Here is a 22660-nt window from a genome sequence, read left to right as displayed (position 1 = left end):
ATCCTCGTTGTCTCAGGATGTGGAAGGATGGAAGCGCTCGATGCCGAGCTCGCCGATCCGGGTCTGGGTGCCGCCATTGACGATCAGCTCCGCCATGACGGCGCCGGCGCCGGGGCCAAGCTGGAAGCCGTGCAGCGAAAAGCCGAACTGGTGATAAAGCCCCTTGTGACGCGCGCTGGGCCCCAGCACCGGCAGATCGTCTTTTGTCTTGGCCTCGATGCCGGCCCAGGCCCGGACGATCGTCGCGTCGCGCATCACCGGAAACAGCTCGAACACAGTGCGCGCGCTCACCGCCAAGCCGCGCCAATCCAACACGGTCTCGTTGCGGTCCTGGTCCGGCGTCGCCAGATGGCCGCCGCCGATCAGCACGGTGCCGTTGGCGAATTGCTTGAATGACAGCTTGCGGCCGCGCAGGATTACGACCGGATCGATGAAGTGCGGCACGCGTGACGTGATCATCAGCATCGGCGCCACGGTCTCGACCGGGACCGGCTCACCGAGGTCGGCCGCGATCCGCCCGGCCCACGCGCCGGCGGCGTTGACGAGCACCGGTGCGGCAAAGCTGTCCGCGCCGACATCGACTTGCCAGAGCCCGTCGCGCTGCCGGATATTGCTGGCCGCCACGCCTTCGCAGACCGTCGCGCCCAACAAGGCCGCCTTGCGCCGAAACGCTGTCGTCGTCTGGGCGGGATTGGCCGCGCCATCGCGCCGCGAGACCACGCCGCCGGGGCAGCTGTCGGCCACCGCAGGCACCAGCCGCCGCAGCTCGGTTGCGTCAATCAGCTCCTCGTGCGTGAAGCCGAGCGCATTCAGCTCTGCGACGCGCGCGCGGCATGTCGCAAGCTCTGCATCATCCTCCGCGACCAGAACCTGGCCGTGGCTCTCGAAGCTGCAGTCGTCGTCGAGCAGCTCCGCGATCCGTTCCCAAATTCCCATCGAGCGGATCGAGAGCGGGATCTCGGGGATATGCCGCGCCAGCTGGCGGACACCGCCGGCGTTGACGCCCGACGCATGCCGGCCGGCGTAATCCTTCTCGATCAGCACGGGCTTCATGCCGGCGAGGCACAAATGCAGCGCGGTCGAGCATCCGTGGATGCCGCCACCGACGACGATCGCATCCACCAGCCTGGTCATTGGCGCGCCACCGCCTTGACGTCGGCCTCAGTCTTCGGAACCGAGGCAAGCTCCGCCAGCGTGATCGGCTTCACCGGTGCGCGCAGCCGATAATAGCCGATCTCTTGCGGGCTCTTGCCGCGCGCCTGCGCCATCAGTTCCGTGACGGTGAGACCGCACAGCCGGCCCTGGCACGGCCCCATGCCGGTGCGGCGATAGGCCTTGAGCTGGTTCGGGCCGGTTGCGCCGATCGCGACTGCGTCGAGAATGTCCTTTGCGGTGACCTCCTCGCAGCGGCAGACCACGGTATCGCCCGATGGGATACGAAACTGCGGCGCCGGACGGAACAGCACGTCGAGTAAGGCGCGGCCGCGCTCGGCCTGCGCCAGCGTCGTTCTGAGCACGTTCTCGGCGGTGAGCGTCGCAGCGGCCGCAGGCGCCAGCGATTCGACTGCGCCGCGCGCGGCGATCCGGCCGCGCACCACCGCAACGCTTGCGCCGCCAATGCCGGCCCCGTCACCGGCAATGGCAATGGCTGCGACCGATGTGTTGCCGTCGGGATCGAGCACCGGCGACCAGCAGAGCTGCCGGTCGTCCCACCGATGTTCGATTCCGGCCGACATTGCGAGGTTGACGTTCGGCACGACACCCTGATGCAGCAGCAACAGTTCCGCAGGGATGGTCTCGCGCCGCCCGCGGGACACGTAGCTCACGCTGGCAAGCCTACCGTCGCCGAGCGCGGCGAGCTCACTGACGCCGCTGACGACTCGCACTTTCGCCTTCACCTCCCGCATCATCGCGAGGCCCTTGGCAAAATAGGGCGACATCACGAAGCCAAGGGCGTAGGGCAATGCCGCGAGATAGTTCCGCCGCTCCGTCGTATCGAGAATACAATCGATGCGGCCGCCGAGCCGCAGAATCTGCGCCGCAAGCAGCCACAGCAACGGTCCCTGCCCTGCGATCACCGTAGGCGCGTCCGGCACCAGCGCCGATGATTTCAGCATCGTCTGAGCAGCACCCGCGGTCATCACGCCGGGCAGTGTCCAGCCGGGAATTGGAAACGGTCGCTCCAGCGCACCGGTCGCCAGGATCACGCGCCGTGCCTTGACGAAGGACGAGGCGCCGCCGACGGAAAGCGCGATCTCGAGATGCCGATCGAGGCTCCAGACCGTCGCTTGCTGGATGATCTCGGCGCCGCTCGCGCGCACCGCTTGAACCAGATCCGCGCCCGCCCAATAGTCGGCACCAAGGCTGTCGCGTTCCACCACCGGCGTCGATGCGATCGCGCGCCAGACCTGGCCGCCGGGGCCAACATTCTCGTCGAGCAGCAGCGTCGACAAGCCGGCCTCCGCCGTCGTCGCAGCCGCGGCGAGGCCGGCGGGCCCGGCTCCGATCACCACGACATCATAGCTGTCGCGCTTGGGTGTCGTGGTCATTTTCCGATCTCCCGCTTGCCCTTCTGGATCTCGATCTGCATGCCCTCGGTAACAGGCACGAGACAGCCCTGGCGATTGCCGACGCCGTCGATGGTGACGAGACAGTCGAAGCACACGCCCATCATGCAATAGGGCAGTCGCGGCGCGCCGCTCACCGCGGTCGCACGACGGACGTCGCGGCCCGATGCAAGCAGCGCTGCAGAGACCGAATCCCCCTCGCGTGCCGCGATGGCTGCACCATCCACGAAGACCTGCACAGCTGGTCTGTTGTCCTGATCGGATCGTTTGAACATTGAGATGCCTCTACCTGATGTCAGTCGTCGCTGCGCCGTCACTTGCGAAGCGACGCGCCGAGAAAGCGCCGACCAGTTCCGGCTCGAGCGCGCCGACTGCTACCATCCGCGCGATCTCGAAGGCGTGGTTGGGGGCGAGCGTCACGCCGGAATGGCAGCAAGCCACGAATGCACCGGGGTGAGTTTCCGACTGATCGTAGATCGGGAAGCCGTCCTGCGGCATGACGCGGATGCCGGCCCAGCTCCTGACGACATTGAGCCGCGCCAGATGCGGAAACATGCGCTGGGCGCGATCGGCCATCGCGGCGTTGATCGGATGCCTCAGCACGCGGTCGTCGAGTTCGTCTTCCTTGCTGTCTCCGATCATGACCGTGCCTTCGTCGGTCTGGCGGATCGTGGTCAGCGGATGCGGCAGGAACGGCATGGTGCGCTCGGTCACCACGATCTGGCCGCGGGTCGGGCCCATCGGCGCCGACAGGCCGACCATCGGTGCCAGCGTCTGGTTGGCGTTGCCGGCGGCGAGCACGATCTTGCCGGCATGGATCTCGCCTTTCGGCGTCGACAGCCGGAATTCGCCGCCATCACGGCAGATCGCCGAGACCGGCTGTTCCGGGAAATAGTCGACGCCGAACTGCCTGAAGCCGGTGTGGAAGGCACGGAAGGTGCGCAGCGAATTCACATGGCCGTCGAGCGGACAGAAGCTGCCGCCGGAGACCTCAGGGCCGATCAGCGGCAGCATCTTCCTGACCTCAGACGCCGACAGCATCTCCATGCTGTAGTCGGCCGCGCCGACCTGGTTGTGCATCCGCGTGACGAGCTGAGCGCGTTGCTCGAACTCGGCATCGCTGAGCGTCAAATGGAAGCCGCCATTGCGCTGGTGGCAGACGTCGAGCCCGGTTTGCTCCTTCAATTCGGCAGCAAGCGTGCTCCAGGTTTCCGAGGCCCGCACGGTCCAGCCGGTATAGGCCGGCATGCCCAGTCCCTTGCTCTGCACCCAGACCAGCGCGAAATTAGCACGTGAAGCGCGCTTGGCGATGTCGCCCTCGTCGAGGACGGCAACCCTCTTGCCGAGCCGGCCGAGTCCCCAGGCGATGGCGGAGCCGAGCAGCCCGCCGCCGACGATGGCGACGTCATAATCCCTGTGCATGAGTTCTCCTATCGCCCCGTGTCGCTCTTGCCGACGAGCACGCGGTCCAGCCCGTAGAAGCGGTCGAGCAGAATAAGCGCGGCCATGGTGACCGCGATCACGCTGGCCGAGACCGACGTAACCAGCGGATCGATGTTGTCCTGGACATAGAGGAACATGCGCACCGGCAGCGTCTCGATGCCGGGCGCGGCCAGGAACACGGTCATGGTCAGATCGTCAAAGGACTGGATGAAGGCGAGCGCCCAGCCCGAGATGACGCCCGGCAGGATCAGCGGCAATGTCACCCGGCGGAACAGGGTCCAGCCGCCGGCCCCGAGCGAGATCGCCGCCATTTCGACCGAACGATCCATCCCGGTGGCCGCCGCCAACGTCAGCCGCAGCGCGAATGGAAACACCACGATCACATGTGCAATGATCAGCGCCGGAAAACTGCCGCCCATTCCGATCGACGTGAAGAAGCGGAGGAAGGCGATGCCGAGCACGACATGCGGAATCATCAGCGGCGACAGGAACAACGCCGCGAGCGCATCGCGGCCGCGGAATTTATATCGCGCGATTGCGAGCGCCGCCGGCACCGCGAACAGCAGCGCCACGAAGGAAGACAGCGCGCCGAGACCGAGGCTGATCCAGAAGGCATGGACGAATTCCGGATAGTTCGCGATCGCCCTGAACCAGCGCAGCGAGAAGCCGTTGGTCGGCAGCGACAGATACCCCTCCGGCGTGAACGCGACGAGGCAGACCACGACGATCGGCGCCAGCATGAAGATGACAAACAGCGTATGGAAGATCAGCGCGAGCGGGCCGTTCTGTCTCATCGGAACGCCTCGGCGTAGCGTCGCTCGATCAGCGCGTTGCTGCCGACAACGATCAGCACCAGCGCGACCAGCAGCAGGATGGCGACCGCCGCGCCAAGCGGCCAGTTCAGCGTGTTGAGAAACTCGTCATAGGCCAGCGTCGCCGCGACCTTGAGCCGGCGGCCGCCGATGATCGCAGGCGTCGCGAACGCGCTGGCCGAGAGCGAGAACACGATGATCGCGCCCGACAGCACGCCGGGCACGATCTGCGGCAGGATGATGCGGCGGATGATAGTCGGCGCACTGGCGCCGAGCGACAGCGCGGCATTCTCGATCTGCGGATCGAGCCGCTGCAGCGCAGCCCACACCGACAGCACCATGAACGGCATCATGACATGGGCGAGCGCGACCACCATGCCGGTCTCGGTGAACATGAAGCGCAGCGGCGTGCCGATGAGCCCGAGCGACATCAGCAGCTTGTTGACGAGCCCGTTATTGCCGCCGAACAGGAGTGCCCAGCCGAGCGTGCGCGCCACCACCGAGATCAAGAGGGGCCCGAGGATCACGAGCAGGAAGAAGCTCTTCCAGCGCCCGCTCATGCGGTTGAGGATATAGGCCTCCGGGGCGCCGAACACCGCGGTGATCAGGGTGGTGAGCAACGCGATGCGGAACGTCCGCCAGAACATTTCGGCGTAATAGGGATCGGTCGCGATCTCGCGCCAGTTCTTCAGGATGAAGACCGGCTCGATGCCCTTGTACTGGCCCCAGTCGTGGAACGACAGCATCACGGTCATCGTGAGCGGAATCACCAGCACGCCGACGAACAGCAGCAGCGCAGGTGTCGTCAGCACCCAGGGCGCGCGTTTGGTGCGCTCATCCGCGGTGGCCGTCGGAGCCGTGTCGACGACGGCACTCACGCGGCGCCTCCGGCGCGCAAGCTCATGTCATCCGATCGCCAGGCAAGGCGCACCGCATCGCCTTCCGCCGGCTGCGGCTGGCCGTCGTTCTGGCGGATCACGATCGCAGGACCGCATTCGCTCTCGCACTGGAACAGCCAGTGATTGCCCTGGAATATCCGCGTCACGATCTTCGCGGCGAGGCCAACATCTGCGAACCCGATCCGCTCCGGGCGGATGCTGATCGTCACGGGGCCAGTCAGCCCAGCCGGTGCCGGTGCAGTCCACGAGCCTGCGATCAGCCGCGCGGGAGTAACCGTGCGATCGATCGTCGCGGCGAAGTCATTGGTCTTGCCGAGGAACTGCGACACGAAGGCCGAGGCCGGCCGCTCGTAAGTGTCCTGCGGCGTGCCTATCTGCTCGATGCGGCCCTGGCTCATCACCACGATCCGATCCGACAGCGACATCGCCTCGTTCTGGTCATGGGTGACCAGGACCGTGGTGGTGCCGAGCGTGCGCTGGATCTGGCGCAGCTCGATCTGCATGCCCTCGCGCAGCTTGGCGTCGAGGTTCGACAGCGGCTCGTCGAGCAACAGCACACTCGGCCGGATCACCAGCGCGCGCGCCAGCGCCACCCGCTGCTGCTGGCCGCCGGACATGCGGCGCGGATAGCGTTCCTCGTAACCGGCGAGACCGACCATCGCGAGTGCCGCACGAACACGCTCAGCGCACTCGGCGCGTGATACCCTCCGCATCTCGAGGCCGAAGGCGACGTTTTCCGCTGCAGTCATGTGCGGAAACAACGCGTAGCTCTGGAACACGATGCCGAGCCCGCGCTTGGCCGGAGGCACCACGGTCAGGTCCTTCCCTTCCAAGCGGATCGCGCCGCGCGAGGGATCGAGAAAGCCCGCGATCATCTGCAAGGTCGTGGTCTTGCCGCAACCGGACGGACCGAGGAAAGAGACGAACTCCCCCTTGCCGACCGCAAGGCTGAAATCATCAACGACGGTCTGCGCCCCGAATTGCTTGCAGAGGCGATCGAGCTCGAGAAAGGCCATGGATATTGTTCCGGTGCTTCGATCGGCTCAGCGCTCGACCTCGCGATTCCAGCGCTTGGTCCACTCCTCGCGCTTGTCGTTCATGATGCTCCAGTCGGGTGTGTAGAGCTTGGCCGCGCGCTCGCCGATCGGCGCCATCTTGCCGAGCTCGGGCGGCACCGCCAGCGATTTCAGCACCGGGCCGTAGCCATAGTCCTTCAGCAACACGAGCTGGATCTTGGGATCGAGCAGCTTCTGGATGAAGCTCGACGCGAGCGGCGAGGCGTTGGGTTTGGCGATTGGGCATGCGGCCGTCAGCAGCGTGGCCGCGCCCTCCTTCGGATAGACGAAGTCGACGGGAAAGCCGGTGTTGGCAAAGCTCTGCACGCGGCCTGAACCCCAGACCGCCAGCACCGCCTGGCCGGACTGGAACAGCTCGGTCATCTTGCCCGGCGAAGGCTCATAGGCCAGCACGTTTGGATTGATCTCGTCCTTGAAGATCTTGAATCCGGCATCGACGTTGGATTCGCTGCCGCCATTCATTCTGGCGAGCATCAGCAGCGCATGCAGGCCATAGGTGTTGTTGATCGGCGGGATCACCAGCTTGTTCTGGTACTTCAGATCCTTGAGGTCGTTCCAGGAGGTCGGCGGCGCCCAGCCTTTCTCGGCAAAGATCTTGGTGTTGTACATCAGGCCGGTCGCGACCAGGCCGGTGCCGACGGCACGATCGTCCTTGAAGCGCGCCGCGTCATAAAGATCGGCAGGCACGCCCTCGACCTTGGCGCAGAAGCCGAGCTGGATCGCCTGGTACATCGGACCGTCGTCGACGATGACGACGTCGATCTGCTGGTTGCCCTTTTGCGCTTGCAGCTTGGCCAGCGTGTCCGTCGAGTTGCCGGCGACATATTCGACCTTGACGCCGTTCGCCTGCTCGAAGGCCGGGATCACCTCGTCCCGGATCGTCTTCTCGAACGAGCCGCCATAGCCGGCGACATAGAGGGTCTTTTGCTGGGCCGAGACGTCCGACGGAAGTGCGGCGAGTGCCGCGATGCCGACCGCTGTCAAAAGGCTGAAAGGCTTCATATGGACCGATCTCCAACTAAAGGGGGCCGCCCGGCCCCAATCTGCCGTAAAAACGGGCTGTCACCAGCACTGATGAAAAAGATCGCAGTGCATACTTCCGTCGTCCAATGAATAATGGCACCCTCTACATGCTGAAATGTTATGAATGGGATCTGGGATGGTGCGGATCAACCCGCGGCAGGTGGAAGCCTTCCGCGCAATGATGATGACCGGCAGCGTGACCGAGGCCGCCAAACTGATGGCCGTGACGCAGCCGGCGGTCAGCCGATTGCTCCGCGACTTCCAGGCGCTCCTGAAGATGGAGTTGTTCGAGCGGCGTGGCACGGGACTGGTGCCGAGCGCCGCGGCAACCGCGCTCTATACCGAGGTCGAACGCTCCTTTGTCGGTCTCGAACGCATCACCGCGGCAGCCGAAGAAATCCGCGGCCGACGCACCGGCACCTTGCGGATCGCGGCATTGCCGGCGCTCTCGAACGGCTATCTGCCGCGGCTCGCCGGGCACTTCCTGAAAGAACGACCAAACCTCAACCTCGCCTTCTTCGGCGTGATTTCGCCGATCGTGGTCGACTGGGTGCTGAACAATCAGTGCGACCTCGGTTTTGCCGAGGTGCCGATCGCGCATTCTGGCCTGCCGAGCCTGCGGCTGCCGGCGCCGGCGCGCGTCGCGGTGCTGCCTTCAGGACATCGCCTGGCAGCAAAAGAGGTTCTGGAGCCGCGCGATTTCGAGGGCGAGACGTTCGTGTCGCTGTCGGCCGGAACAACCGGTCGACATTTGATCGACCAGGCCTTCAACCGCGACGATGTGCGTCGCGTGTTGAGAGTCGAAACCCATCTTTCGGAGATCATGTGCGGGATGGTGTCGTCCGGCCTCGGCGTTGCAGTCTGCGATCCCTTCACGGCGCAGGAATTCGCAACGCGCGGCGTTGCGGTGCGTCGCTTCATGCCACGGATCGATTTCGAATTTGCGGCGGTCTTTCCGGCACAACGCAGCCCTTCGCCGGTGGCTTTGGACCTGGTGGAAACCGTGCGGCGGGCGCTCGAGGAACTTGAGCGGAATCCACCTGGCCTGGTTCGCCGGCAGGACGCGCAGGTCGACACATGATGGCAGAGCAAATCACCCGATCGGCGGCCGCCGCGTATGCCAGTCCGTCCTCGACTGGAACGCGTATCCTGCGCGGGCCAGCACGTCCTCGGCGAGATGCGGCCCGACCAGCTGCATGCTGAGCGGCATCCGGTCCGACGCCATGCCCATCGGCAGCGTGATCGTCGGGCTGCCCGAGAAGTCGAACACGGCGGTGAAGCGCAGGATGCTCAACAGCACATTCGGATCGGCACCGTATTCGCCCATCTTGGTGAGCGTTGGGATCGGCACCGGCATCGTCGGGATCAGCAGAACGTCGATATCTCCAAACAATGCAGCGAGGCTGCCGCTGAACTTCAGCCGTTGGTGATGGATCGCGGCAATGTCGACGCCGCTCATCGACCTGCCCTGCTCGATCAACTGCGCGAGATCAGGACCGTATTCCGACTTGCGCGAGGGATAGGTATCGAGATGCGCCTCCGCCGTCTCCACCGAGCACATCGTAATCCACATGCTGACCAGCTTCTCGTAAGGCGGGAATTGCACCTCGCGAATGTCGGCACCGAGCTCCGCGAGCGTGCGTTCGGCTTCCAGTAGCGCCGCCACGACCTGCGGGTCGATTCCGTCCTGGGTGTATTTGCGGTCCACACCGATCTTGAGCCCTCGAATGCCGTCGCCAATCCGCGCCAGATAGTTCGGCACAGGCGCCTGCAAGGCGGTGGGATCGTTGACATCTGCGCCAGCGATGACGCCAAGCATCGCAGCCGCATCCGCGGCGCTCCGGCACATCGGCCCGACATGGTCCAGTGAATCCGCCAGCGGGAAGACGCCGTATCGGCTGACGCGGCCCCAGGTCGGCTTGATCCCGGTCAACCCGCAGGTCGCCGACGGAAACCTGATCGAGCCGCCGGTGTCGCTGCCGATCGAGCCGTAGCAAAGCCCTGCCGACGTCGCCACGCCCGATCCGCTCGATGAGGAGCCGACCCAATAATTCGTATTCCACGGATTGAGCGGAGCCTGAACGTCGGGATGGTGGCTGGTATAAGCACCTTCCGTCATCTTGAGCTTGCCGAGCGTGACCGCACCGGCCTGCTCGAGCCGATCCACGATCGTCGCATTGAAGGAGGGCACGAACTTCGCGTGGATCGTCGTGCCGCCCGCGGTCGGCGCGAAATTCGTGTAGCAGAGGTCCTTCAGCCCGATCGGAACGCCGTGCAGCGGCCCTCGCCAGATCCCTTTCGCGGTCTCGCCGTCGAGGCTCCTCGCCTGCACCATGGCCCGCTCCGCCAGGACGAGGGTGTAGCCATGAAACCCGCCGTCGAGCTTTGCGATCCGGTTCAGGATTGCCTCGGTAACCTCCGAAGACCGCAACTCGCCGCGGCGGATCAGTTCAGAGATTTCGGTGATCGACTTGTAGTGCAACGGATCCTCAGACATCTGACGCCCTGTTGTTCCCGGAACATTTGCGCGAACCGGCGCCGCGTGCGGCGCGGTTTCGCCTCTTCTGCTTCTCAAAGCACCTAGAACTGAACGCCGCGCGTCAAGGCACCGTCCACCACGAGGTTCGTTCCCGTGATGAAGCTCGCCGCCTTGCTCGCAAGGAACACGGCGGCATTCGCCATCTCCTGCGGCGTGCCCATCCGGCCGGTCGGGTTGAGCGCCAGCGCGGTCTTGTACAGCTCGGGGTTACCGTCCTTGATCATGTTCCAGACGCCACCCTCGAAATAGGTGTTGCCCGGCGATACCGAGTTGGCCCTTATGCCCTTGGCCGCAAGCTGGTTGGCCAGGCCCTGTGTGTAGTGGATGATCGCTGCCTTGAAGGTGCCGTAGGGGCCGCTCGCGAAATCGACCTCGCGTCCGGAGACGCTGGAGATGGTCACGATCGCGGCCGCGCCGCTCTTTTCCAGATACGGCATCGCCGCGTTGACCAGGCGAACCGTGCCCATCATGTCGGTGGAGAATCCCTTTTCCCAGCTCTCCTCGTCCTGTCCGATCGACAGCGCGCTGACATTGGCGACGACGACGTCAATGCCGCCGAGCTTCGATGCCATGTCGGCGACCCAGGCCTTCAGCGCCGGACCGTTCGAGACGTCGACCACACCGCCAAACGCCGCTACGCCCTTCGCCTTGAGCGCGGCGACCGCGCTGTCAACGTCGGCCTGATTGCGCGCGCAAATTCCGACATCGGCACCTTCGGCGGCGAACGTGTCGGCGATCGCCCTGCCGATTCCCTTGGTGCTACCAGTGACGAGAACCTTTGCTCCCTTGAGTCCTAGATCCATGTTCCATTCCCTCCATCATTATTGATTGCAGAACGTGACGTTCCTCGTGACCCGGCTGGTCAAAGCAACAACTGCGCACGGACATTATCTTCGTTGACGTCGTCGCCGGCCAGCGATCGCGTGATCGTGCCCTTTTCCATGATGTAGCAGCGCTGGGCGATCGCCAGGATGGTATCGAGATTCTGCTCGACGAAGATGATTGTGGTCCCGAGTTCGTTCCGGAACGACTTCAGCGCTTCGCAGATGTGCTGCACGATCGACGGCTGGACGCCCTCGGACGGCTCGTCGAGGATCATCAATGACGGATTGCCGATCAGCGCGCGCCCGATCGCGAGCTGCTGCTGCTCACCGCCCGACATGGTGCCCGCGACCTGACGCCGGCGCTCCTTCAATCGCGGGAAATACTCGTAGACGAGGTCCGGCAGTTTCTTTCCGTCCGGTCCACCGATCAATTCGCCGACCTGCAGGTTCTCCTCGACGCTCATCTGCGGAAACACGTCGCGGCCCTGCGGAATGTAGCCGAAACCGGCACGCGCGCGAGCATCGGCCTCGAGCTGTGTCACATCCTGACCCATGAAGGTGATCGTGCCACGCCAGGTCTGCAGCAGGCCGATCAGGCACCGCATCAGGGTCGACTTGCCGACGCCGTTGCGGCCGATCACGCCGACGATTTCGCCACGGGACACTGACATGCTGACGCCCTGCAGAATCGGCGTCGCGCCGTACCCCGCCCATAGTTCCGATACGTCCAGGATTCGATCAGTGGGCATGGGTCTTACCCAGGTAGATTTCGGCGACCTTCTCGTCCTGCAGGATAGCGTCAAGACTGCCGCGCGCAAAAATCTTGCCGAGATGCAGCACGGTCACGCGCTGCGCGACCTGGCGCACAAACGCCATGTCGTGCTCGACGACCAGAACCGTCATGCCCTCGGCATTGAATGACTTGATCAGTTCGCCGGTCTTGAAGGTTTCCTCCGGCGACATTCCGGCTGTCGGCTCGTCCAGCAGCAGGAGTTGCGGCTGCAGCGCCAGCGCCATGCCGATCTCGAGCCATTGTTGCTGGCCGTGCGACAGCGCGCCAGCAAGCTTGTTGGCGTCCTGCGCCAGATTGAGCAGCGTCAGCAGCCGATCCTCTTCGGTGCTTCGTTGCGCCCCCGAAAAGCGCGCCTGCAGCGCGATCTGGATGTTCTGCCGCACCGGGAGCTCCTTGAAGACGCTCGGGGCCTGCATCTTGATGCTCATGCCCCGCTGCACACGTGCATAGGGACGCTCGGCGGTAATATCGACGGTATCGAAGAAAATGCTGCCCTTGGTCGGCGGATAGAGGCCGACGATCAGCTTGAACAGCGTGCTCTTCCCAGCACCATTGGGTCCGATCAGGCAGTGAACTTCACCTGCGTTGACCGTCAGATCGACGTCTGAGACGGCGGTCAATCCACCGAAGCGTTTGCTGACGTCCTTCACTTCGACCAGCGCCATAATCAGGTCTCATCCGGTTGCAGGCGACCAGTGTCAGCCAGCGCGGGGCTCACATCACGCCGCGGGCGTCCGGGCCAGCGATCGACGACAAGCTTCCCGATGCCAAGCACAAAACCTTGCGGCGCCAGCATCACGGTCGCAAGCAGCAACGCACCCATCAGCACCAGCGCCGTCTGCTGGCTGTAGACGGTGATGGTCTGGAAGCCGAACAGCAGCAGGAACGATCCAACCAGTGTCGCGGTCAGATCGTTGCGTCCTGAGAACGCGACCCAGACGATCGGCATCGCCGCCGCCGGCAGGCCGATGCTCGACGGCGTGATGAACTGCCCCCAGGACGTATAGAGCGCGCCGCTGAGACCGGCGAGGCCGCTGCCGATGACGAAGGTCAGGAGTTGGTATTTGCGGACGTCGTAGCCGAGCATCTCGGCGCGCTGCGGATTTTCACGCGTGGCCACGATCACGTTGCCGATCCCGGAGTTCACAAGCATGCGCAGCGCGAGATAGACGATCACGATGAGCGCGATCATGACGTAATAGAGCGCAGACCCTTCAATATAGAAATCGCGGACCGCGAGCGGGTCCATGCCCTTCATGCCGTTGAAGCCGTTCAGCCGCGCCGTGCCGATGTGCCATTCCGGCCCCGCGGTCTGTCCGAGAAAGAACGCAAGGACCAGCGTCGCCGACAGCGTCACGATGCCGAAGAAGATGCCGCTGATGCCGCCCCAGATCATGAAGTAGCCGAGGATTCCCGCCGCCACCATCGCGACAACGACGGAGAGGACGAGTGCGGCGATCGTTGCCGTGCCGCCGCCCATGTTGATGGCGAGCACGCCGTAGCCGTAGCCTGCGATGCCAAAGAAGAAGGTCTGACCGAATGACAGCATGCCGCCGTAGCCCCACATCAGGCAGAGACCGAGCGCCATGAAGATCCAGATCAGGAAGTAGGAGAAGTTGCCGACGTCATAGGAGTCGGCGAACAGCGGATAGATCAGCGCGCAAACCAGCACGGCGAGGAAGCAGGACCAGAAAATCTTGCCTCGTCCGAGCGTCTGTGGGCCATCGAGCAGCTTGAACATCCGGAATCCCTGCCTAGCGCCCACGTCGGACCAGCACACTGGACAGACCTTCGGGCAACACACGTATGATCAAGATGACTGCGAACAGCATGCCGATCTGTCCGATGATCTGCCCGTAGCTCGCATTCAACGTCATCCGGATCACCGCCAGGAACACCGCCGCCGGTGCGGTTCCGAGCAGGACATTCGCCCCACCGATCACCACGGTGACGAAGCTCTCAACCACGAATGTCGCGCCCATGGTCGGGATCAGTGTCATGGTCGGCGCATACAACGCTCCGCAAAGTCCCGCCAACCCGGTGCCAATGCCGAAGCTGATCGCGTAGATCCGTCCGGTGCGAGCGCCCAGCGCCTTCGCCATCGCCGCGTTCTGCATGGTCGCGCGCGCGATCACGCCAAAGCGCGTCTTCATGAAGATGACGTAGAGACCAACCAGCACCGCCACTGCACAGCCGAACAGCACCAGCCGGTAACTCGAAAACGTATAGCCACCGATCGCAAAGCTCCCCTCGGGCGTTCCGATGCCGCGCACCGCTGAACCGACGATCAGCAACATCGACTGCGTCACGATCAGGCTGAGGCCCCAGGTCGCGAGCAGCGAGTCGAGCGGACGCTTGTAGAAGCGCCGCACGATGAGGAATTCGACGGCGACACCGATGAGCCCCGCCGTCAGTGCCGCCAGGATCTGGGCGATCACGAGCGGCACGCCGAGATTGACCAGTCCGACGGTCACATAGGCGCCGCACATGATGAACTCGCCATGCGCCATGTTGATGACGCCCATCATGCCGAAGACAATGGCGAGGCCGGCGGCCGAGAGGATCAGAAACGCAAAGACGTCGGCGAACTGATAGAACAACGAGAAGAGTTCAGCCGACATTCTCGTCTCCCCGATCGCGGCGCCGCATCATTGCGGCGCCGGTACTGGTCAGAGTCTCACGCGCTAACACGAGCAAGATTCGTGCCCGATGCGTGTCACGACTTGCTGGGAAGATGACTCGGCGTGTACTGATCCTTGTCGTTCTTCTTGGTGAGGTCGCAGCCGATCTGGCCCAGCCAATACGGCTGGATCGTTCCGTAGTCCTTCTCGACCGTCACCTCGTGCTTGGGGCCGACCGAGATCAGACGCATGCGATGGGACGTGTGCTGGCTCTTCGGATCGATGCAGACCTTGCCCTCGGGGGCGTCGATGCAGGCATCACCCGTTGCGATCACCTTGCGGAGGTCGTCGAGCTTGGTCGACTTCGCCTTCTCAACCAGCGTCTTGTACATGTAGAGCGCATTGTAGGCGTTGTAGCCCATATCGTTGATGTAGAGCTCATCGGGGAACTTGGCGTGCCAGCGCTTTTTGAAGTCGTTGGCTTCGGGGGTATCGATCTCCTCGAACCAGTTCGCGGTCGCATGCATGTTGTTGAGCGCCGGCGGCTTGAACCGCTTGTGCTCGAATCCGAGCATGACCTTGATCGACGAGCCCATCGGCAGGTTGAGGTTCGCCGCGGCGGCTTGCTCGAAGAACGAATCCTGTGCGGCGCCGACATTGATCGTCAACAACCAGTCCGGCTTCGCCTTCTGGATGTTCTGGATCGTCTGTGCGAACTGCGAGACACCGAGCGGGATGAATTCTTCGCCGACGACCTCACCGCCGAGGTCCTTCATGATCTTGCGGTTCCACTCCGCCGAGATCTGGCCGAAATTGTAGTCGGCGGCGATGACGTAGACCTTCTTGCCGAACTTCTCGACCATCCACGGGATCAAAGTCGAGAACTGCTGCTCAGGCACTGCGCCCATGCTGATCATGCTGGCGTCGCAGACGCCGCCTTCATACTGGTTGGTATAGATGTATGGCGTAGAGGTGCGATCGACGATCGGACGGAGCGCCTCGCGCGAGGCAGAGGTGATGCCCCCGATCAGGACGTCGACCTTGTCACGGTTGAGCAGCCGGCGGCCGAATTCCTGGTAGCGGGCGTTGTCGCCCTGCGGATCGAGATGGATCAGCTCGATCTGGCGTCCGAGAATGCCGCCGCTCTTGTTGATCTCCTCGACCGCCAATTGCGAGCCGTGGAGCTTCGGCATGCCCATGAACGCCAGGTCGCCGGAGACATCTTCGAGCAAACCGACCTTCAGCGGCTCGGCTGCCTGAGCAGCACAAAGCGCCGTCGCCCCGAGCACAGCGCTCAGAACGGCCATTCCAAGCATACGTCCGGAATTCATCGTGATGTCCTTTTGTTTTGAAGGCTGTTGGAAGTCATGGCTTGAGGTAGTTCTTCAGGATCGACGCCCCCATCGTGTATTTCGGGTCGACCATGTTGCCGAGCCGCATGCGGCCGGCCTGGCTGAGCAGCATGTAGGCGTCGATCTCGTCGAAGCCGTAATCGGAGCTCATCCATCGCACGAGTTCGCGATAGGCAATGCGGGCCGCGTCCTCGAGCGGGCGCGCGCTGCCGATCGTCATGATGAAGTCGCGAGTCTCGAGCCGCGGCCAGGCGAAGCTCCAGTTCTTGATCAGATCGATCTGCAGCGTCACGGTCGCGCGCTGCTCCAGCGCGACGCCGGAGAGCTCGCCATCGCCCTGCGTGGCGTGGCAATCGCCGACGTAGAGCATCCCGCCTTCCGTATGCACGGGAAAATAGATGATCGCGCCGGGGGCGACATCGGGCAGATCCATGTTGCCGCCGTGATAGTCGGGCTGCAGCGAGGAGATCGCCTCGATCTCCGGCGACACGCCGATCGTGCCGATAAACGGTTCGTAGGGCAGCGTGATCTTGTCGTTCCAGCGTATGCCGTTACGGTCGACATGCAGCTTCTTCACGCGCTCGGGCAGCGGCGGATTGAGCAGCGCCGTCGAACTGGTGCCGACGAGGCCACCGAACTCCGGAATGATGCAGGTCGTCCCGGCCGGCTGCTCGCCACGCGTCTCGACGTCGCGGATATAAACGGCGAGGCAATCGCCTTTCTTTGCACCGTTGACCGCGATCGGCCCGCATTGCGGGTTGAGATAAGGAAAATTCAGCTTGGCTGTGGGGCTGTCGCTCTCGCTGGTGAGCACCCCACCGAAGGCATCCTCGGTCTCGACGACGACGACCCCGCCGGGATCGATCGACAGCGTCGGTTTCGCATAGGGGCCGTAAACATAGTGGAAGGCGCCCTGCTGCTCGATCGTCAGGCCATGGGTCGCGCCGGTCGCCCCCTTGGCGACAGCCCGCTTGGCCATGATGGAACTTTTCAACCAGTCTTCGGTCATGCGAACGGCTCCTCAACTCAGATCGCGGGATGGCGCTTGTGCCAGTCGGTGACGCGCTGGAACGCATCGCCGGCGCGAACCAGCTTCGCCTCGTCGAAATGGCGGCCGACGAACTGGAAGGCGACCGGACCGCCGTTCGCGGCGAAGCCGCCGGGAAGCGTGACGGTCGGGCTGCCGGTCATGTCGAATGGACAGGTGAAGCGGAGCAGCCCGGCGATCAGCGACGAATCCTCGCCGAGCGTCGCCATCTTGGCGAGCGTCGGTGCGGCAAACGCCTGGGCCGGAACCGCGATGAGATCGACCTTTTCGAACACAAGCCGCAACGCACCGCGAAACGCTTCGCGCCGCAGTACGATCTTCTGATAGTCCATGCCGGACTGCTGCCGGCCGAGATCGAGCAGGCCCGCAAGTCCGGGGCCATACTCGTCCTTGCGCGATGGATAGGTCTCTTCATGCGCGACGGCCACCTCGATGCCGCACAGCGGGAACCAGTCGTCGATCACGGCCGTGGGATCGGGGAAGCTGATGTCCTGGATCTTCGCACCCAAATCGGCGGCGACGCGCAGGCCTTCGCTGAGCACCTTGCTCGCGGCCTCGTCGGTGCCCTCGCTGGTCCAACGCCTGTCAACACCGATCACCACGCCGCGCAGATCGCCGGACAGGCCGGCGAGATAGTCCGGCACCGGCAACGGCACGGACGTCGTGTCCCTGGGATCCTGGCCAGCAATCACGGCGAGGATGGCGCCGCAATCAACCGCGCTGCGCGCCATCGGCCCGATATGGTCCAGCGTGGCCGCGAGTTCGAAGGCGCCGTAGCGGCTGACCCGCCCCCAGGTCGGCTTCAACCCGGTGATGCCATTGGCCGCCGAGGGAAAGCGGATCGATCCGCCGGTGTCGGTTCCGAGCGATCCGAAGCAGAGGCCCGCTGCGGTGGCGGAACCGGAACCGCTCGACGATGCGCCGGGCCACAGATCCGCATTCCAGGGATTCTTCGGCGGATCGATTTTCGGGTGATGGTCGGCATAGGCGCCCTCGGTCTGCTGCAGCTTGCCGAGGATGATCGCGCCGGCATCCTTCAACCGCGCGACCACCGTAGCGTCCTCGCTCGGACGGAAGTCGCGATGGATCGTCATGCCGTGCGCGGCCGGTGCGCCCTTCGCCCAGCAGAGATCCTTCACCGCGATCGGCACGCCATGCAGCGGCCCCTTGATCTTGCCCGATGCGATCTCCTTCTCGGCCGCCGCCGCTTCGGCAAGCGCGGAGTCGGCCATGACATAGGCGTAGCTCTTCAGCTTGCCGTCGAGCCGCTCGACCCGTTCGAGCATCGCCTTTGTGACTTCGACCGGCGACAGCTTCTTGCTGTGGATCTGCTGCCCGACCTCAACAAGTCCGAGATAGTGAAGATCTGTCGTCGGCATCGCTTTCATCCCCGCGCTTTACCCAATCGCAAGCACGGCCAATCGCCGCGCATGCGTCTCCGGCTTGGCGACACGGGTGTGTCGCCAACTTCTTCGGCGGCAAAAGCAAAAAGCCACCCGTCCCTCCCAAATGAGGTGACGAATGGCTCAAATGCCGCGGCTATGATCTATCGCGAGGGCCCAGGATCGAACGGAGCACGTCATGCAACAATCCGGACGTCATCGGCCAGATCAAAGCACGCAAGGTTCGACAGGAAGCCCTGTGGGAGAAAATTGTACGGAAGTGTGCTGCGCATTGTCAACGAGGCTAGCTGCACAAATTTCACGATGCCGTTGCGCAGCAAATCGGCAAGACCTCTTCAAGACCACTTCAAAACCTCTTGCACCGGCATCGGCGATGATGGTTTCCTCCACGTCCAACGCTGCCGAAAGCCGTCAATGACGAAGCCGTCCATTCCAGTTGGAATCATTTGCTCGCAGTCCGGCCCCTATCAGGCCATGGGACGCGAGCTGCTCAAGAGCGCCCTGATGGCGGTCGACGAGATCAACAACCACCCCGAATTCGATTTCTCGATCATTCCCCACGTCCGCGATCCCCGCGGCATCGTTGCGGAATACCACACCGCCTGCGACGACCTCATCCGCAACGTCGGCGTCGAGCACATCGTCGGCTGCTACACCTCGGCATCGCGCAAGCAGGTGCTGCCGATCGTCGAGCGCACCGACCGTCTGCTCTGGCACCCCGCGCGCTATGAAGGGTTCGAATGCTCCGACAACGTCATCTATGTCGGCGCCGCGCCAAACCACAACGTGCTGCCGCTGGTGCGCTACGTGCTGGACAATCTGTCGCGCGAGATTTTCTGCGTCGGCTCCAACTATGTCTGGTCCTGGGAGACCAATCGCGTCACCCGCGAGCTGGTGGCGGCGGCGCAGGGGCGCATCCTCGCTGAACGGCTGCTCGAGCTCGGCGAAGGCGCGGTCGGGCACATCGTCGACGAGATCGTCCGCCGCAGGCCGCCGGTGGTCTTCAACACGCTGGTTGGCAGCTCGAGCTATGAATTCATTCGCGCCTTCCATGCTGCGACCACGTCTGCCGGCCTCAACATACCGATGGTGAGCTGCAGCCTGTGCGAACCGGAACTCAAGATCGTCGGGCCTGCGTCGGCCGGCTGCATCACCTCGTCGGCCTATTTCGAAAGCATCCGCCTGCCGGAGAACCGCGCCTTCGTCGCGCGCTGGAAGGCGCGCTACGGCGACGACAGCAGCCCCTCCGTCGACGGCCAATCGACCTATGTCGCGGTCTATCTGCTGGCGCGCGCATTGCAGCGCGCCGGCACGACCGACATCGGCGACGTCAGGCGCGCGGCGGCAGGCCACCGCTACAATTCGCCGCAAGGCCCGGTCTGGATCGACGGCGCCAACAACCACTGCGTCCTGACGCCGCGGCTCGCGGTCTCGAACGCGGAAGGGCAATTCGATATCTTCTGGGAAGCCGATGCCCCCGTTAAGCCTGATCCCTATCTGACGCAGCTCGACGTCGCCGTCAGCCCCGCGCGGGAGACCGCACGGGACGGAGCGCCGAATGCGCCGCATTTGCGGGTTGTGAAATGAGCAAGCCGTCGTCATTTTCGCTGCGCGGACGCAAGGCGCTCGTCGCCATCAAGGACGAACGCGACGCCTCGATCGTCAGGCGCCAGTTCGAACGTCTCGGGATCGACTTCGTCGCATGGGAGCCGGGCGCTGCTGTCGACTTTCGTCCGGATGTGACGCTGATCGACGACGATTTCCTGCCGCTGACCTCTCCTGCGCAACGCGCGTTCCTCGGGCAAGGCCCGGTCATCGCGCTGCTCGGCACCGAGACGCCGAGCCGCCTGAAGCTCGTGCTGGAACTCGATCCGGCGTCGTTTCTGGTTAAGCCGCTGCGCTCCGCCGGCATCTATGCCGCGCTGGTTCTGGCATTCGAGCGGGCCGAGCGCACCAGCGAGCTGAAGCAGCAGGTGGTCAAGCTGGAAGAGCGCCTGCGCTCGCGCCGCGTCGTGCTTGCCGCCGTGCTTCAAATCATGCATTCGCACGCCGTCGGTGAACCGGCCGCCTTTGCGCTGATCCGCCGCGCCGCGATGGAGCAGCGCAAGACCATCGAGCAGATTTCGGCCGAGATCGCCAGCAACGGCAGCCTGCCGCGCGCGACCGGCTAGGAAGCTGGCGCGCAGGTTATTTGGATCGCTCCGGATCGCCATTGCCTGACAGCACCTGCGCCGCGCCGCCGATGGCGCGGCGGAAGGCTTCATCGAAGCTCACGCCCCGCACCTGCCACTTGTACGACTTGCGGCGCCAGTCGATTTGCCACTGCGTGGCCCATCCGAGCTCCTTATCATTCCAGACCAGCCGCCCGACCAACGCCGTCTGGCCTCCCTGCGGCACGACAACAGATGTCAGTTTCGCCGTTGGCACCGTGGAGAGTTCGGCTGCGGTGATACCAGATGCGGCGAGCTCGGCCGCACTCGGCAGAACGACGCGCATGCCGCGCTTGTCAGCGGCAGCCGCGAGCGCATCGCGCTGCAGGTGCGATTCCGTCCCGTCTGATGTCACCATGTAGTCCTTCGCACCCTGTCGCATCTCGACAAAGACGCCGAGCACCGGCCGCTGCGATGTCCACGGCTTGAGGCCGAGTTCGCCGAGGATGCCGTCGACTTGTTTGCCGTCAAACTCCACCGTCAGATCGTAGGGACGGTCGCGGGTGCCCTGCTCGTCGCGATGCGGCTTGCCGGCGAACTGGTCGTGATAGCTGAAGTTGCTGACGAACTCCTTGGCCTTCGCTTTGTACGCCGCTAGCCGACGGTCGCCTGCGAGTTCTGGCTGACCGGAGACCTTGATCAGGACGTCCACGAGACATGTGCCGAAGCCGAGGATGCGGTTGGGCTCAAGTTGGCCGGTGACGACGGTTTGAGCACGGTAGAGACTGTCTTCAGCAGCAGCAGCCGCACTGCCGCAACAGATCACGGCTGCCGCAAGGATCGCGATGAAATTCCGTCCTGTTTCAAGCAAGGCTGCCATGGTCACCTCCCGCCTCGCGATTGTTCGGTTTTGAGCGCAGATTGATCGCATTTCGCGGCAACGCCAACCGATTCCGACATGAGCCCATGCCGCGAGTTGCGCTGCGCGCTATGGCCACGCGCGGCCGGCCTGACATATGCTCCAGCGACGCGCGGCGGCGCCGGAAGCGTTGCCCATAGCGAGCACTCTTTGCAGGAGACGTCCGTTGAAATGCTATGAGTTGCAGGGCCCAGGCGGCATCGACGCGCTGGCGGTGGTCGACAAGCCGGTTCCGCAGGCCGGCCCCGGTGATGTGCTGGTGCGGCTGAAGGCAGCGACGCTGAACTATCGCGACCTGCTGACGGTCAAGGGCGGCTACGGCTCGCGCCAGAAGTTCCCGCTGGTGCCGGTCTCCGACGGCGCGGGTCACGTCGAGGCGGTCGGCGCGGGCGTGAAGAATTTCGCGCCCGGCGACCGCGTCATCGGCAGCTTCTTCGAAAACTGGCTCGGCGGCGAGCCGAGCGAGACCCGGATGCGCGCCGCGCTCGGCGGCAGTGTCGACGGCGTGCTGACCGAGTACCGCGTATTTCCCGCGTATGCACTGGTGCGTACGCCTGAATATCTCAGCGACATCGAGGCCGCGGCGCTGCCATGCGCCGGGGTCACGGCCTGGAGCGCGGTGGTCAAGCTCGGCGATGTGAAGCCCGGACAGACGGTGCTGACGCAGGGCACCGGCGGCGTCTCGCTGTTCGCGCTGCAATTCGCCAAAATGTGCGGCGCCCGCGTCATCGCGACCTCCTCCAGCGACGCCAAGATCGCGCGGCTGAAGCAGCTCGGCGCCGACGTCACGCTCAACTACAGGACCACGCCCGACTGGGGCACGAAGGCGCGCGAACTGACTGGGCGCGGCGTCGATCTTGTCGTCGAGGTCGGCGGCGTCGGCACGCTGAACGAGTCGATCCGTGCCACCAGAATCGGCGGTACCATCGCCTTCATCGGCGTGCTTGCGGGACCTGCTGCATCTGAAACCCGCTTGCCGCTGATGGTGATGCAGCAGCAGCGGCTGCAGGGCGTCACCGTCGGTTCGGTCGAGGATTTGCAGGCGCTCTGCGATGGTATCAGCGTGCACGGTGTCAAGCCCGTGATCGACAAGGTGTTCGCGTTCGACCAGGTCAAGGAGGCGTTCGCCCATATGGCGAGCGGCGCCCATTTCGGCAAAGTCGCTATTGCGATCGGGTAGCGCGTCCAGCA

General features: G+C 64.2%; 22 protein-coding genes. 4 read left to right on the top strand and 18 right to left on the bottom strand.

All coding sequences use genetic code 11. The annotated features are described in order from the left end of the window. Positions 1-12: 12 nt before the first annotated feature. Genes UP10_RS08230 through UP10_RS08195 form a run of 8 tightly spaced genes read right to left on the bottom strand, consistent with a single transcriptional unit; the run spans position 13 to position 7799 of the window. Positions 13-1134 carry an NAD(P)/FAD-dependent oxidoreductase gene (locus UP10_RS08230; protein WP_044586870.1) on the bottom strand — a complete coding sequence of 374 codons (1122 nt, stop codon included), beginning with the start codon at positions 1132-1134 and terminating at the stop codon, positions 13-15. Continuing rightward, entirely contained in the window at positions 1131-2549 is a 1419-nt protein-coding gene (locus UP10_RS08225) for an FAD/NAD(P)-dependent oxidoreductase (protein ID WP_044586869.1), read from the bottom strand. The genes UP10_RS08230 and UP10_RS08225 overlap by 4 nt, the downstream gene beginning before the upstream one ends. Further along, entirely contained in the window at positions 2546-2842 is a 297-nt protein-coding gene (locus UP10_RS08220) for a (2Fe-2S)-binding protein (RefSeq protein ID WP_044586868.1), read from the bottom strand. Before UP10_RS08220 ends, UP10_RS08225 begins: the two co-directional genes overlap by 4 nt. Before the next feature lie 10 nt (positions 2843-2852). Then, a complete protein-coding gene (locus UP10_RS08215) occupies positions 2853-3989 on the bottom strand; it encodes an NAD(P)/FAD-dependent oxidoreductase (RefSeq protein WP_044586867.1) in 1137 nt (378 codons plus the stop codon). Positions 3990-3997: 8 nt separating this feature from the next. Beyond that, positions 3998-4804, bottom strand: a complete 807-nt coding sequence (locus tag UP10_RS08210; protein ID WP_044586866.1) for an ABC transporter permease — start codon at positions 4802-4804, stop codon at positions 3998-4000. Further along, positions 4801-5700, bottom strand: coding sequence for an ABC transporter permease (locus tag UP10_RS08205; RefSeq protein ID WP_044586865.1), 900 nt, complete (start codon positions 5698-5700; stop codon positions 4801-4803). Before UP10_RS08205 ends, UP10_RS08210 begins: the two co-directional genes overlap by 4 nt. Then, positions 5697-6737 (bottom strand): ABC transporter ATP-binding protein, encoded by a 1041-nt coding sequence (locus UP10_RS08200; protein ID WP_044586864.1) that lies wholly within the window; start codon positions 6735-6737, stop codon positions 5697-5699. The genes UP10_RS08205 and UP10_RS08200 overlap by 4 nt, the downstream gene beginning before the upstream one ends. A 27-nt stretch (positions 6738-6764) precedes the next feature. Then, positions 6765-7799 carry an ABC transporter substrate-binding protein gene (locus tag UP10_RS08195; protein WP_044586863.1) on the bottom strand — a complete coding sequence of 345 codons (1035 nt, stop codon included), beginning with the start codon at positions 7797-7799 and terminating at the stop codon, positions 6765-6767. Between the two features lie 157 nt (positions 7800-7956). On the opposite strand from UP10_RS08195, the gene UP10_RS08190 reads away from it, so the two are divergent. Next, entirely contained in the window at positions 7957-8901 is a 945-nt protein-coding gene (locus UP10_RS08190; protein ID WP_044586862.1) for a LysR substrate-binding domain-containing protein, read from the top strand. A gap of 12 nt (positions 8902-8913) precedes the next feature. Here UP10_RS08190 and UP10_RS08185 read toward each other — a convergent pair whose 3' ends face one another. The 9 genes from UP10_RS08185 to UP10_RS08145 form a co-directional block, all read right to left on the bottom strand. Continuing rightward, positions 8914-10317, bottom strand: a complete 1404-nt coding sequence (locus tag UP10_RS08185; RefSeq protein ID WP_044586861.1) for an amidase — start codon at positions 10315-10317, stop codon at positions 8914-8916. A gap of 83 nt (positions 10318-10400) precedes the next feature. After that, on the bottom strand, positions 10401-11162 hold the full coding sequence (locus UP10_RS08180; protein ID WP_044586860.1) for an SDR family NAD(P)-dependent oxidoreductase: 762 nt from the start codon (positions 11160-11162) through the stop codon (positions 10401-10403). Positions 11163-11221: 59 nt separating this feature from the next. Next, on the bottom strand, positions 11222-11932 hold the full coding sequence (locus UP10_RS08175; RefSeq protein ID WP_082077021.1) for an ABC transporter ATP-binding protein: 711 nt from the start codon (positions 11930-11932) through the stop codon (positions 11222-11224). After that, positions 11922-12641 carry an ABC transporter ATP-binding protein gene (locus UP10_RS08170; RefSeq protein WP_044586859.1) on the bottom strand — a complete coding sequence of 240 codons (720 nt, stop codon included), beginning with the start codon at positions 12639-12641 and terminating at the stop codon, positions 11922-11924. The genes UP10_RS08175 and UP10_RS08170 overlap by 11 nt, the downstream gene beginning before the upstream one ends. 2 nt (positions 12642-12643) lie before the next feature. Next, the gene (locus tag UP10_RS08165; protein ID WP_044586858.1) at positions 12644-13717 is read right to left on the bottom strand and encodes a branched-chain amino acid ABC transporter permease; all 1074 of its coding nucleotides are present in this window, start codon (positions 13715-13717) and stop codon (positions 12644-12646) included. A 13-nt stretch (positions 13718-13730) separates the two neighbouring features. Then, positions 13731-14597: an ABC transporter permease subunit gene (locus UP10_RS08160; RefSeq protein WP_044586857.1), complete on the bottom strand. Its 867-nt coding sequence runs from the start codon at positions 14595-14597 to the stop codon at positions 13731-13733. A gap of 95 nt (positions 14598-14692) precedes the next feature. Then, entirely contained in the window at positions 14693-15928 is a 1236-nt protein-coding gene (locus UP10_RS08155; protein ID WP_044586856.1) for an urea ABC transporter substrate-binding protein, read from the bottom strand. Positions 15929-15962: 34 nt separating this feature from the next. Beyond that, a complete protein-coding gene (locus UP10_RS08150; RefSeq protein WP_044586855.1) occupies positions 15963-16958 on the bottom strand; it encodes an acetamidase/formamidase family protein in 996 nt (331 codons plus the stop codon). 17 nt (positions 16959-16975) lie between these two features. Next, entirely contained in the window at positions 16976-18376 is a 1401-nt protein-coding gene (locus UP10_RS08145; RefSeq protein WP_044587187.1) for an amidase, read from the bottom strand. A gap of 438 nt (positions 18377-18814) precedes the next feature. Between UP10_RS08145 and UP10_RS08140 the strand changes: the two genes are divergently transcribed. Then, positions 18815-19987 (top strand): transporter substrate-binding domain-containing protein, encoded by a 1173-nt coding sequence (locus UP10_RS08140; RefSeq protein ID WP_044586854.1) that lies wholly within the window; start codon positions 18815-18817, stop codon positions 19985-19987. Beyond that, positions 19984-20571 carry an ANTAR domain-containing response regulator gene (locus UP10_RS08135; protein WP_044586853.1) on the top strand — a complete coding sequence of 196 codons (588 nt, stop codon included), beginning with the start codon at positions 19984-19986 and terminating at the stop codon, positions 20569-20571. Before UP10_RS08140 ends, UP10_RS08135 begins: the two co-directional genes overlap by 4 nt. Before the next feature lie 16 nt (positions 20572-20587). Here the strand turns inward: UP10_RS08135 and UP10_RS08130 are convergent, their stop codons facing one another. Further along, the gene (locus UP10_RS08130) at positions 20588-21430 is read right to left on the bottom strand and encodes a DUF2066 domain-containing protein (RefSeq protein ID WP_044586852.1); all 843 of its coding nucleotides are present in this window, start codon (positions 21428-21430) and stop codon (positions 20588-20590) included. A gap of 205 nt (positions 21431-21635) precedes the next feature. Here UP10_RS08130 and UP10_RS08125 point away from each other — a divergent pair, with 205 nt between their 5' ends. Beyond that, positions 21636-22649 carry a zinc-dependent alcohol dehydrogenase family protein gene (locus UP10_RS08125; protein ID WP_044586851.1) on the top strand — a complete coding sequence of 338 codons (1014 nt, stop codon included), beginning with the start codon at positions 21636-21638 and terminating at the stop codon, positions 22647-22649. Positions 22650-22660 lie beyond the last annotated feature (11 nt).

This window comes from Bradyrhizobium sp. LTSPM299, from assembly GCF_000938235.1.
Classification (GTDB): domain Bacteria; phylum Pseudomonadota; class Alphaproteobacteria; order Rhizobiales; family Xanthobacteraceae; genus Bradyrhizobium.
This window is presented reverse-complemented; position numbering and strand designations above follow the sequence as displayed.